The 13155-nt window shown below is 59.3% G+C and carries 8 protein-coding genes and 1 pseudogene; 5 read left to right on the top strand and 4 right to left on the bottom strand.

The annotated features are described in order from the left end of the window. Positions 1 to 425 precede the first annotated feature (425 nt). The 3 genes from dnaA to recF all read left to right on the top strand — a co-directional run bounded on the left by dnaA (position 426) and on the right by recF (position 4355). Positions 426 to 1838 carry a chromosomal replication initiator protein DnaA gene (gene dnaA / locus N4R57_00045; GenBank protein ID UYV37560.1) on the top strand — a complete coding sequence of 471 codons (1413 nt, stop codon included), beginning with the start codon at positions 426 to 428 and terminating at the stop codon, positions 1836 to 1838. A gap of 171 nt (positions 1839 to 2009) precedes the next feature. Further along, on the top strand, positions 2010 to 3128 hold the full coding sequence (gene dnaN, locus N4R57_00040) for a DNA polymerase III subunit beta (GenBank protein UYV37559.1): 1119 nt from the start codon (positions 2010 to 2012) through the stop codon (positions 3126 to 3128). Positions 3129 to 3245: 117 nt separating this feature from the next. After that, a complete protein-coding gene (gene recF, locus N4R57_00035; GenBank protein UYV37558.1) occupies positions 3246 to 4355 on the top strand; it encodes a DNA replication/repair protein RecF in 1110 nt (369 codons plus the stop codon). A 36-nt stretch (positions 4356 to 4391) separates the two neighbouring features. Here the strand turns inward: recF and N4R57_00030 are convergent, their stop codons facing one another. After that, positions 4392 to 4745 (bottom strand): hypothetical protein, encoded by a 354-nt coding sequence (locus N4R57_00030; protein UYV37557.1) that lies wholly within the window; start codon positions 4743 to 4745, stop codon positions 4392 to 4394. A 189-nt stretch (positions 4746 to 4934) separates the two neighbouring features. Here N4R57_00030 and gyrB point away from each other — a divergent pair. Together gyrB and N4R57_00020 are read left to right on the top strand one after the other, a co-directional pair. After that, a pseudogene (gene gyrB, locus N4R57_00025) lies at positions 4935 to 7354 on the top strand (DNA topoisomerase (ATP-hydrolyzing) subunit B). Further along, entirely contained in the window at positions 7354 to 7923 is a 570-nt protein-coding gene (locus N4R57_00020; protein ID UYV37556.1) for a DUF4202 domain-containing protein, read from the top strand. The pseudogene gyrB and the gene N4R57_00020 overlap by 1 nt, the downstream one beginning before the upstream one ends. 93 nt (positions 7924 to 8016) lie before the next feature. Here N4R57_00020 and N4R57_00015 read toward each other — a convergent pair whose 3' ends face one another. The 3 genes from N4R57_00015 to N4R57_00005 form a co-directional block, all read right to left on the bottom strand. Further along, a complete protein-coding gene (locus N4R57_00015) occupies positions 8017 to 10677 on the bottom strand; it encodes an SLC13 family permease (GenBank protein ID UYV37555.1) in 2661 nt (886 codons plus the stop codon). Positions 10678 to 10693: 16 nt separating this feature from the next. Further along, positions 10694 to 11692, bottom strand: coding sequence for a TRAP transporter small permease subunit (locus tag N4R57_00010; GenBank protein UYV37554.1), 999 nt, complete (start codon positions 11690 to 11692; stop codon positions 10694 to 10696). Between the two features lie 120 nt (positions 11693 to 11812). Further along, positions 11813 to 12898, bottom strand: coding sequence for a TRAP transporter substrate-binding protein (locus N4R57_00005; GenBank protein ID UYV37553.1), 1086 nt, complete (start codon positions 12896 to 12898; stop codon positions 11813 to 11815). Positions 12899 to 13155: the final 257 nt, after the last annotated feature.

The following is a 13155-nucleotide window of genomic DNA, read 5'->3' as shown; positions in this document are numbered from 1 at the left end:
AGAGATTCTTTGTCGTAAAAATCCGAGTCAAGCGCGAAGTTTCATTGCCCAGCACCGCAAGCAGTTGCTAATTTCGATCCTGCGAGTCGCTTCGACTTGGGGGACAAGACCTAGAAACTGCTAATTTCCGCCTCACCTTTTGAGGTCGCGAAATCGCTATGCCGATCTGTCGGCGCTGCCTTGTCCATCTTAGTTTTTGTGCGGTTGCGCATTCCCTGCGCCTGACCCTTTGGGAAGGTCCGGCGCGTCCACTTGGGGATGCAAACACCGTTTAAGGCGGTCCTTTTGGGGGCAGCAACACACGTCATCAACGATGATGGTGGCGTGCTGCTGTTTGGATCGTGAAAGCACGCCGCGTCCGGGATGGCATCCGTGACGTGTTGTTGGCCTAGGCGTTAGAACGATGAAAGTGAAACGGGGAAAAGATGACGCAGGAACAATGGGGTCAGGTTCAAGAAGCTCTGCTTAACTCGCTCGGCAAGAACAATTTCAAGACTTGGATCGAACCGCTTGAATTCGACAACATCAGCAGTGATGGCGTCGCGACGTTTCATGTCCCCACCAGCTTTCTGGGAAATTACGTGCGCCAGAATTTTGGCGAGGTGATGCTCTATCAGATGACCTCCGCAGGCGCCGATGTGCGCCGCATCCGCTTTGACGTGCCCGCCATGTCGGGCAAGGCACCGGCGAACAAGAACACGCCAGCGGCCCAGCCGAATGCAACACCCGCCCCGCAAACCGTTGCCGCCACCGCCAGCGCCTCCAATGCGTTCCAGTCTCCCGCGCGCGACGATCTCCTGCCCGCCGCCCCGCTCGATTCCCGCTTCACCTTCGAAAGCTTCGTCGTCGGCAAACCCAACGAACTGGCCCACGCCGCGGCCAAACGCGTCGCCGAAGGTGGCCCGGTCACCTTCAACCCGCTGTTTCTCTACGGCGGCGTTGGCCTCGGCAAAACGCACCTGATGCACGCCATAGCGCACGAGCTTTCAGCCCGTCGCCCCGATCTCAATGTGCTCTATCTATCCGCTGAACAATTCATGTATCGCTTTGTTCAGGCCCTGCGCGAACGCAAGATGATGGATTTCAAGGAACTGTTCCGCTCCGTCGATGTCCTGATGGTCGATGACGTGCAATTCATCGCCGGCAAGGACTCAACTCAGGAAGAATTCTTCCACACCTTCAACGCTCTCGTGGATCAGAACCGCCAGATCGTCATCTCGGCCGACCGCGCGCCCGGTGAAATCAAGGACCTCGAAAACCGCATCAAGAGCCGCCTGCAATGCGGCCTCGTGGTTGACCTGCACCCAACCGACTACGAATTGCGCCTCGGTATCCTGCAATCCAAAGTGGTCCAGCAACGCGAGCAATACCCGACGCTGCAACTCGCCGATGGCGTGCTCGAATTCCTCGCCCACCGGATCAGCACAAACGTCCGCGTCCTCGAAGGGGCGCTCACCCGGTTGTTTGCCTTCGCCTCCCTCGTTGGCCGCGAAATCACCCTCGACCTGGCCCAGGATTGTCTCGCCGACATCCTGCGCGCCTCCGATCGCAAGATCAGCATTGATGAAATCCAAAAGCAGGTCGCCAGCCACTATAACATCCGCCTGTCGGATATGGTCGGCCCCAAACGCGTGCGCAGCTTTGCCCGCCCGCGTCAGGTGGCGATGTATCTGTGCAAACAGCTGACCTCGCGCTCCTTGCCGGAAATCGGTCGCCGCTTCGGTGGCCGCGACCACACCACCGTGATGCACGGCGTGCGCCGGATCGAAGAACTCCGCGCCCAGGACGCCCAGATCGAAGAAGATCTCGAACTTCTGCGCCGCTCGCTCGAAGCCTGAGACGTGGCCATTTTGTCGGCAGGCCCCCGCAATCTACGAAGGGTCACCGGCAAAGGCCGAACAGCCCCTTGACCTCCCCCGCATTAGGCCCGAAAACTCTACAAAACACTTGTGTCAAAGGCGGAACCCGCTAGGGTGCCCCTCCCGGCACACGATCAGGAGTGAGAGGGCATGAAACTCAGCATTGAACGCAGCGTATTGCTGAAGGCTGTCGCTCAGGCGCAGTCCGTCGTTGAACGGCGCAACACCATCCCTATCCTCGCCAATGTGCTGATCGAGGCCGAAGGCTCCGACGTGCATTTCCGCGCCACCGACCTTGATATCGAGGTGGTCGACAAAGCCCCCGCTCAGGTCGAACGCGCCGGTGCCACAACCGTGTCCGCCGTCACCCTGCACGAGATCGTGCGCAAGCTGCCCGATGGCGCTCTGGTCACACTCTCCGATGATGGCACCGCCGGTCGCCTCTCGGTCGAAGCAGGCCGCTCGCACTTCAATCTTGCCACCCTCCCGAAAGAAGACTTCCCGGTCATGGCAAGCTCGGAATACAGCTCGAACTTCTCCGCGCCCGCGCCAATGCTGCGCCGCCTGTTCGACAAATCGAAATTCGCCATTTCCACCGAAGAGACGCGCTACTACCTCAACGGCGTCTATATGCATATCTCCGATTCCGACGGCGGCAAAGTGCTGCGCTGTGTCGCCACCGATGGCCACCGCCTCGCTCGAATTGACGCCGACCTGCCCGACGGCGCCGCCGACATGCCCGGCGTCATCGTGCCCCGCAAAACAGTGGGCGAGCTGCGCAAACTGCTCGACAATGACGAAACCCAGATCGCTGTGTCCGTCTCCGAAACCAAGATCCGCTTCGCCACGCCGGAAATCACCCTGACATCCAAGGTGATCGACGGCACTTTCCCGGACTACACCCGGGTTATTCCTTCCGGCAACACCCGCCGCCTCGAAGTTGACGCCGCCGAATTTGCCCAAGCGGTGGATCGTGTGGCCACCGTCTCTTCCGAGCGGTCGCGCGCCGTGAAACTCTCCCTCGACGAGGACAAGCTCACGCTCTCGGTCAACGCTCCCGACAGCGGCGCCGCCGAAGAAGAACTCGCGGTCGCCTATGGCGACGAACGTCTCGAAATCGGCTTCAACGCGAAATACCTGCTGGAAATCGCAAGTCAGGTTGACCGCGAAAATGCGGTCTTCATGTTCAACTCCGCCGGCGACCCGACCCTGATGCGCGAAGGCAATGACACCTCCGCCGTCTATGTCGTCATGCCGATGCGGGTTTGACAGAACCGCTGCCGCAACCAATACAGCCGCCCCCTTCATCTTGCCGGAAATACTCCGGGGGGTGCGGGGGCTGGCCCCCCGCTTCTGCCCGCGCCGCCCACAGTTTGCGTGGCCGTCATGACGCTGTCACTCTCGCAACTCACCCTCTCGCATTTCCGCTCGCACAAACACGCGTTTATCGAATGTGACACCCGCCCCGTCGCCATCTACGGTCCCAATGGCGCAGGCAAAACCAACATCCTCGAAGCCGTCTCGCTGTTCTCCCCCGGTCGCGGCCTACGGCGCGCCGCGGCACAGGACATGGCCCGCCGACCTGAGTCTCTGGGTTGGAAACTCACCGGCCTACTCACCAGCCTGCATCAAACGCATGAGGTCGAAATCTGGTCCGAAGGCGGCAACGCCCGCCAAACACGGATCGACTCTAAACCAGCCCCGCAAACCGCCCTAGGGCGCATCGCCCGCGTGCTCTGGCTCATTCCGTCAATGGACCGCCTCTGGATCGAAGGCGCCGAAGGCCGCCGCCGGTTCCTTGACCGCATGACGCTCAGCTTCTTTCCCACCCACGCCGAGCTTTCGCTCACCTATGAAAAAGCCATGCGCGAGCGGAATCGCCTGCTCAAGGATCAGGTCCGCGACCCGCATTGGTATGGCGCGCTCGAAACCCAAATGGCCACCTCTGGCGCCGCCATTCACGCCAACCGCATCGCCGCGCTGGACCAACTCACCGATGCGCAAACCCAAGCCGAAACCGCCTTTCCAACCGCCGATCTCGAGCTCACACAGAGCGAGGGCGCTATGCCCCAGACCGAAACCGACCTTGCCGAAGCACTGGCCGAGTCGCGCTTTCGCGACCTTGCCGCCGGGCGCACCCTCGTCGGCCCCCACCGCACCGATCTCTACGGCGTTTTCGCGGCCAAGGGCGTGCCCGCCCGTGATTGCTCTACCGGAGAGCAAAAGGCGCTGCTTGTCTCCCTGATCCTCGCCAACGCCCGCGCCCTTGCCGCAGACTTCGGCGCGCCGCCGCTGTTGTTGCTTGATGAAGTCGCCGCCCACCTCGACGCCACCCGCCGCGCGGCGCTCTATGACGAGATTTGCACCCTCGGCGCCCAGGCGTGGATGACCGGCACCGGATTGGAGCTATTCGCAGAGCTGGGTGACAAGGCGCAATACCTCGAAGTCACCGAAACCAATGGCCTCTCTGAAACCGCGCACAAACCCGCTGTCTGATGCTTACCGGCTGACACGCACAGCCTTTTAGCCCCGCTAGTATCCGATCCTGTCACGCATCACTTCAAGCGCACCGCTTTCGCCGGAACGCCGCCGCGCGATGGCCTGATAGACAAGCACGCAAACCGACAAAAGGATCACCGGAAAGAACAACTCCGCCACGAACAAATAGTGGCTCTGCCCCAGAACAAATCCAAACACGAAAATGATGTTCACAAGGAAGGCGATCACTTCAAACGGGTTCCAAAGCGCATCATCGCGCACGCGCCACGCATGGCCCAATCGCTCCGTGCGGCTCATTTTGACCTTGCCTTGCGCTGGCGCCTCGCCAGAAAGCTGTTCCGTCGCGCCAAATGCAGGGTTGCTCACACCAGCGTTCTTCAGTGCCATATCGGTCGCCCTTTTTCGTCTTCGCATCTTACCAACCTCTATGAATTTGAACCGGGGAAACAATGTGGCGATAGCGTGAAAACTAAGGCGCATTTTCATTTTCTGCTGGCCCACAAAACATGGCGTCCACGCGTGACATCCCCCCCGGAAATTGTATAAATCAACAGGAAAAAGAACAGGTCAGCAAACATGTCAGACACCGAGCAGAACTCCCCCGAATACGGTGCGGATTCTATTAAAGTTCTCAAAGGCTTAGAAGCGGTCCGCAAGCGTCCCGGCATGTATATCGGTGACACCGATGACGGCTCCGGCCTGCACCACATGGTCTACGAAGTCGTCGACAACGGCATCGACGAAGCTTTGGCCGGTCACGCCGATCATGTCAGCGTCACAATTCACGCAGATTCAAGCGTTTCTGTCTCGGACAATGGCCGCGGCATTCCCGTCGGCATCCACGAAGAAGAAGGCGTTTCCGCCGCCGAAGTCATCATGACTCAGCTCCACGCTGGCGGGAAATTCGACAGCAATTCCTACAAGGTCTCCGGCGGTCTGCACGGCGTTGGCGTCTCGGTGGTGAACGCGCTCTCCGTCTGGCTTGAACTGCGGATCTGGCGCGACGGCAAAGAACATTACGCCAAGTTCGAACACGGCGACACATCCGAGCATTTGCGCGTCGTAGGCGACGCCAATGGCCGCAAAGGCACCGAAGTCCGCTTCCTCGCCTCGACCGATACGTTTTCCAACCTCGAATACTCGTTTGAGACGTTGGAAAAACGTCTGCGCGAACTGGCTTTCCTCAATTCCGGCGTCCGCATCATCCTGCGCGATGAACGCCCGGCCGAACCGCTCGAATCCGTGCTGTTCTATGAGGGGGGCGTTAAAGAATTCGTCAAATACGTTGACCGCCATAAAACCGCGATGATGCCCGAGCCGATTTATGTCAAAGGCGAGCGTGATGACATCGGCGTCGAAGTGGCGATGTGGTGGAACGACAGCTACCACGAAACCGTTCTGCCCTTTACCAACAACATCCCACAGCGTGACGGCGGCACCCATATGGCCGGCTTCCGCGGTGCGCTCACCCGCACCATCGGCAAATACGCTCAAGAAAGCGGTATCGCCAAGAAAGAGAAGGTCAATTTCACCGGCGACGACGCGCGCGAAGGGCTCTCCTGCGTGCTCTCGGTCAAGGTCCCCGACCCGAAATTCTCGTCCCAGACCAAGGACAAGCTGGTAAGCTCCGAGGTCCGCCCCGCAGTCGAAAGCTTGGTTGGCGAAAAGCTCAGCGAGTGGTTCGAAGAGAACCCCACCGAGGCCAAGATCATCGTCGGCAAGATCATCGAAGCCGCCCTCGCCCGCGAGGCAGCCCGCAAAGCCCGCGAACTCACCCGCCGCAAAACCGCGATGGACGTGAACTTCCTCGCCGGCAAGCTCAAGGATTGCTCGGAAAAGGACGCCTCCAAAACCGAACTCTACCTCGTCGAGGGTGACAGCGCCGGCGGCTCTGCCCAAACCGGCCGCGACCGTCAGACCCAGGCCATCCTGCCCCTGCGCGGCAAGATCCTGAACGTCGAACGCGCCCGCTTTGACAAAATGCTCGGCAGTCAGGAAATCGGCAACCTCGTCATGGCGCTCGGCACCGGGATCGGGCGGGATGAATTCGACATCTCCAAGCTGCGCTACCACAAGATCGTCATCATGACCGATGCCGACGTTGACGGCGCGCACATCCGCACGCTGCTGCTGACCTTCTTCTACCGGCAAATGCCCGAACTCATCGAAGGCGGCTACCTCTACATCGCCCAGCCGCCGCTCTACAAAGTGTCGCGCGGCAAGTCTGAGGTCTACCTCAAGGATCAGGCCGCGCTCGATGACTACCTCATCCAACAAGGCATCGACGGCGCCGTGCTCAAACTCGGCAACGGCTCGGAAATCGCCGGTCAGGGCACCTCGCCCGCGTGGTGGACGAGGCCCGCCAACTGCGCCGCGTTCTCGAAGCCTTCCCAACGCATTACCCGCGCCACATCCTCGAACAGGCCGCCATCGCCGGGGCCTTCGTGCCCGGCGCGGTCGATGCCGACCTCCAAGGCGTCGCCGACAAGGTCGCGGCCCGTCTCGACCTGATCGCGCTGGAGTATGAGCAAGGCTGGCAAGGCCGCATCACCCAAGACCACGGCATCCGCCTCGCCCGCATCCTGCGCGGCGTCGAAGAGGTGCGCACGCTTGATGGCCCCATGCTCCGCTCGGGTGAAGCCCGCAAATCCGGCACCTTCACCGAAAGCCTGCAAGAGATCTACGGCACCACCGCCCGGCTTCAGCGCAAAGAGCGCGAACAACTGATCCAAGGGCCGCTTGACCTGCTCAAAGCCATTCTCGAAGAGGGTGAAAAAGGGCTCGCGCTCCAGCGTTATAAAGGTCTGGGGGAAATGAATCCCGAACAGCTGTGGGAAACCACGCTCGACCCCGATGCGCGCACCTTCCTCCAAGTGCGGGTCGACGACATGGTCGAAGCGGATGATCTCTTTACCAAGCTTATGGGCGACGTGGTCGAACCCCGGCGCGAGTTCATCCAGCAAAACGCCCTGTCGGTTGAGAACCTCGATTTCTGATGTCTGACCCGTTGGGCAATGTCATCGCCGCAATCGACGCGGCAAACGCCGCCGACCCAAATACAGAAGACGGCCGCCCAGCCGCGCTCCTGTATGGCGAGCGGATGACTTCCCAACTGTCGCGCCTCTTTCCCGACGCCTCCGAGGTGCTGCAAATCGCGGCGCGTGGACAGCATATCGAACGCTGGTTGCTGCCTCGTGCCGACTATCCCAAAACGCGCCCCGGCTATTTTGCATGGCGCAAAGAGCAAGGGCGCCGGCACGGCGAACGCCTCGCCGGGCTAATGGCTGACGCGGGCTATTGCGACGCCGATCAAGCCCGCGTTGCCACGCTCCTGCGTAAAGAAGGCATCAAGCGCGACCCTGAGGTCCAAGCCCTTGAGGACGTGATTTGTTTTACCTTTCTCACGTGGTATTTTTCGCCCTTCGCTGCGGACAAAACAGCCGAGGGGCTGCAGCGGATCGTTGATCGCACAGCCCTCAAAATGTCCGCCCAAGGCCGGGCGCGTGTTCTGCAAGAGTTCGACCTGCCAAAGCCCCTCGCCGCCGCCTTCCGCACCGACGGCTAGACCGCAAACCACCCTCGATTTCACGAAAAAATTGCTTTTGGGCCCGCCCAAAAAGGCAACGGCCCCGGATTTCTCCGGGGCCGCAACGCATCTTTAGAAGTTCAGCGATATATCGCGGTGCTTCGCGCTACAGGCCGCCATATAGAGCGCCTGCTCGCGGTTCAGCCGATCTTGCGAGCGGATACCCAAGGTGCTGCGGATACCATCGTGATAGGCCTGCAAACCGGGGATCAACCCGGCCGCATCTGCGCGCCACGCCTTTTGCTCGGCATATGCCGCTTCGGCCTTGGCGAACTCCGCAAGCGCCTTCTCACGATCGAAGCGTTTCGCCCGAAGCGCCCGACGCGCCTTGCCCAATGCCGACTTCACGTCCCCGGACCCGGCCACATCGCTGAACTTGGCCTCAAGCGCCTTGACCGTGTCCTCGGCTTGGGGGTCGGCATCCGGCACGGTGCGAATGTAATCCCCCATCGCCGTCAAATCGCCTTCCAACGCGGCATAGGCCTCGTTCGACTGCAACACCTGCAACACCTCATCAGCGGCCTGCCATGACTGGTCCGCCTGACGACGATAGGTCGTGCGCGCCTTTTGCTCTTTGGTGGTCAACTCGGCAAAGACCTTATGCACCTCTTCCCAGTTGCCCGGAATCTCGCCCTTCAGCTGCTCCGCCTCGGCAAGCAATGCCTCGCGCTTCGCCTCAAGCTCGGCGCGACGCTCCGCCTGCGAGTCATCGTGCATCCGCCCAATGATCACACGCAGCTCATCCGCTTCTTCCTCAAGCTTACGCACCACTTTCTCAAGCGCACGCACTTCGATCTGAAGCGGGCGATACTCCACCGCCGCCGCATTCACAGCCTTTTCAGCCCCGAATGCTTCGTTAAGGCTCGCAATCGCCACGTCACCGCTGTCAAAGCTGCTTGTCAGGTCTTTCGCCAAATTCTTCGGCAAAACACTCAGATCAAGCTCCCGCGCTGTCGCAATCGCAGCACCCGGTCCGGCCCCATCCGCGAAAACACCACCGGTGTATTCTTCGATGCAATACTGAAGCTTGGGGTTTCTTGGCGGCGGAGCCGTCTCCGAAAGAAACGACACCCGGCTCGGCAGGTAATTCACCAACGGCGGATAGGCCCCGACAATTCCCAACGCAACAAGCTGCAGCGTGATGAATGCAATAACGCCCTTGTACATCTGCACGGTTTTAACGCTCTGCGGCGCAACCCCTCGCAAATAGAACAACGCAAAGCCGAAGGGCGGCGTAAGGAAACTCGTCTGGATATTCAGACCGATCATCACACCCAGCCAAACCGCGGTGATGTTCGCGCTCGGATCCATCAATAGGATCGGCGCAACAATCGGCACCACAACAACCGCAATCTCGATAAAATCGAGAAAGAAGCCCAGAACGAAGATCACCAGCATCACGATGATGAACTGGGTCCAAAACCCGCCCGGCAAACTATTGAGGAAGTCCCGCACAAGCTCTTCGCCACCAAACGCCCGGAACGCTGCCGTAAGCATCGCAGCCCCCAGCAGAATGATGAACACCAGCGATGTCGTCTTCGCCGTTTCCATCATCACACCGTGCATGGTGTTCTCGATCTTCAGAACCCGCAAACCACTCCACACCAACGAGACAAGCAGCATCGCACTGGCAATCAGCCCGATCCAGATGCCCGCCCAATCCTCGGCGGAACTCGCGGATTTAAGGTTCATGTCATAATTCGACAGCGCGAATGACAGCAAACCCAATGCCGCCATGCCCAGCAAAGCGGGAACATAAGTAAGCTTGCCGCTATCCTCGGTCAGCCGGTACCCCGCCATGACAAGCGCACCTGCCGCACCAATCGCACCCGCCTGATTCACAGTGGCCACACCGGTGATGATCGACCCCAGAACCAAGAAGATAAGCGTCAGCGGCGGAATAAGCGTCAGCGCAACTTCCGCCCAGAATTTGCCGTCAAACCCGCCCGAGGTCCGCACCGCCGGTGCCGCCTTGGGGTTCAACATGGCAAAGACCAGAATATACGCCATATAGATCAACACCAGCAGGATGCCCGGCACAAACGCCCCAAGGAACATCTCGCCCGCGCTGGTCGAGGCCACATCAAATTCGGATGGCATCGACAACTCGCCGGTCGACACCTTGTGCAAGGCTTTACGGGCGGTCGATGCCTGATCTGTCGCGCTGGCCAACTGGTCAGCAAGGATGATCAAAACAATCGACGGCGGAATGATCTGCCCCAAGGTGCCGCTGGCCGCAATCGTGCCGGTGGCAAGGCTGGGCGAATAGTTGTTACGCAACATCGCAGGCAGAGAGATCAACCCCATCGCCACAACAGTCGCGCCCACAATCCCGGTCGTCGCGGCCAAGAGAGCGCCCACAAACACCACCGAAATCCCAAGCCCACCAGGCACCGGCCCGAACAGCCGCGCCATAGTGACAAGCAGGTCTTCCGCGATTTTCGATCGCTGAAGCATGATGCCCATGAAGATAAACAGCGGAATCGCAATCAGCGTATCTCGCTCAACCTCCCAATAGACCCCCCTCAGGTTGGTCACACCCGCCGACAGCCACTGCTGCGGCCCGCCGGAATGAAAATACGCGTCCGTCGACCCGGTAAAGAGATAGCCAGCCCCAGCCGCTGCACCGATCGAAATGATCGCCGCCCCCGGCAGCGCAAAGGCCACCGGAAAGCCCGAGCCAAGCGCAATCGCCATGACAAAAATCAAAAGAGCGAGGAAATAAAGTTCCATCTGTCCTGTTCCTCCCTCAGTGACCTGTCGGGGTCACTTCGCGGTGCCCCGGCTGGTCGCGCCAATCGGCGACGGATTCAAGAAAATAGCTGACAAACTGAATCAGCATGGTGATTGCGAAAATGCCCAGAAACGCGGCCATCTGATACTTGATGAACATCCCGGTCGCGCCCGATTGGGTGATTTCAAAATTCACCACCGGGCTGTTGATGATCGACTGCTTGCCGTTGAAACCGATGTAAATGATGACCCACGCCGTCGACATCCCCAACAGGATCGTCCCCCAAGCGTTAACAAAACCGCGCTTGGTCGGACCAAACCCGGCATAAAGAACATCAACCCGCACGTGGCCGTCCTCAAACAGCGTGAACGCGCTGGCAAACAGGAAAAGCGCCGCATACCAATAGCGCACCAGATCGCCCATCAAAGCTTGCTCATACGAGAAGCCAAAGCGCGAAATCACGATCGCCAGCTCGGCCGCCACAATCATCAGCGCCAGCCAGTGAAATCCCAATGTCCGCGTGAACAGCGCCACGACAAGCGCAACAATCACCAGCGGAATGTGAATATTGGGCGCCACGAACTGCACCCGGCCCATGTCTTTCACGACCTGTTCGCTCAGCAACCCGTCAAACAGGCTTTCCACCCGCATCACGGCGATAAAGGCATCCGTAACCCCCACCAGCAACACGGTCCAGAAACACGCCCGGATGATATAGCAATTGAACCGATGGATCAGCATCGCGTCCCATCGCATCGCCCGCGTCGCGGTGCCAAGGACATAGCCCGCCGCCACCACAAGACAGATCACATAGCTTGCAGCGGGAATGATCCCGGACGCGCCTGCGTTCCCTGCAAACACATCTCTCAGGCTCGGCACACCCCAGCCTATGATCAGCACGTTGTTAATACAAAATGCGGCAAGAACCGCTAACATACACCAGGCGAACAGCCTGGCAATCGGCGCCGGGTCTCCCTCTTTGGGTATGGCCGACACATCACTTGCGGTTGTCATTGAATCTCCCGTCCCTGCTGCAAACCTGAAAAGGCAATCGCGCCGAATTTTATGGCGTCTATATGCAGAAAGAGCGGGGCCAATGCAAAGCCCCGCTCATAGTCTTCGTGCAAAGCCGACTTATGTCAGCCCAAGCACACGGTTACGCTGGTTGATGAACGTGCCTTCAAACGCAGCAAGCGTGCCACCGATTTCCTTCAGCTTGCCTTGGAAGCCGTCGTCAATCTTCTTGGCAAGATCCGAATGGTCGCGCACATCTTCAAAGACTTCCGCAGCCGCGTCACCAAACGCATCCCAGATGTCGTCGTTGAACGCACGAACCTGAACACCGTGGTCATTGACCAGCTTGCCCATGTATTCGCCGTTTTTCGCCCATGCTTCGGAATGCGACAGAAGCTGCTCTTCCTGTGCACAGGTTGTGATGATCGCCTGCTCGGTTTCGCTCAGCGACTCCCACCAGGATTTGTTCATGCCCAGCGCAAGACCACCACCCGGCTCATGCATACCGCCAGTGTAATAGTATTTGGCCGCTTCATAGAACTTCATGAAGTAGTCGTTATAGGCGCCAACCCATTCGGTCGCTTCAATCGCACCCGACACAAGGTTTTCATAAATCTGGCCACCCGGAAGCGAAACAGTCGACGCGCCCATTTTGGTCAGAACCTGACCGCCAAGGCCCGGCATACGCATTTTCAGACCCTTGAAGTCGTCGGGGCTGTTCATTTCCTTGTTGAACCAGCCACCGGCCTGCGTGCCGGTCGAACCGCACATCACGTTCTTGAGGCCGAATTCACCCGCCAGCTCGTCCCACAGTTCCTGACCGCCACCAAAGGTGATCCATGCTTGCCATTCCGGTGTCGACATGCCGAACGGCACGGATGTGAAATAGTTCCAGCCGGGGTGCTTGCCGCCCCAGTAGTAGTCAGCACCGATATAGGCTTGGCTGTTGCCGCTGGCCACTTCGTCAAAGCTGTCAAACGCGCCAACGCGCTCACCGGCTGCGAAATATTCAACGTTGAACGCGCCATCGGAAACTTTTGCGATATTGGCCGCCAGACGCTGGGCCGAAACACCCAGACCCGGGAAATCCCGCGGCCAGGTCGACACGATTGTCATCTGCTTGCCACCTTGCGCCAGCGCCGGTGTTGCCAATGCGGTTGCGCCAGCTCCAAGAGCGGCGCCTTTCAAAAACTTACGACGTTCCATTTAGTCTCCTCCGAGTTTTCTGTTGTAGTCGTTTCTTGTCGTCAATATTGGGCCGGCCCCGCAAAGGAGACCACCATCAGCGTGAAATCAGTGGATTTTAAAGTAGATGCAAATGCGCCTCCCGTCGCACTGAATCGCTCTTTGAAACAAAAGAGCAAGCGGGAGAAGAAAGCAAGTAATTTGGATCACTTACGCGTTTACCCTTATACACTTTTTTGACTGCACAGCCGCATCGACCCCCGATTGCCGGGTTTTGG

This window comes from Rhodobacteraceae bacterium D3-12, from assembly GCA_025916135.1.
Classification (GTDB): domain Bacteria; phylum Pseudomonadota; class Alphaproteobacteria; order Rhodobacterales; family Rhodobacteraceae; genus JAKGBX01.
The sequence above is the reverse complement of the archived record's forward strand: the minus strand, read 5'-3'. Positions and strand labels throughout refer to the sequence as shown.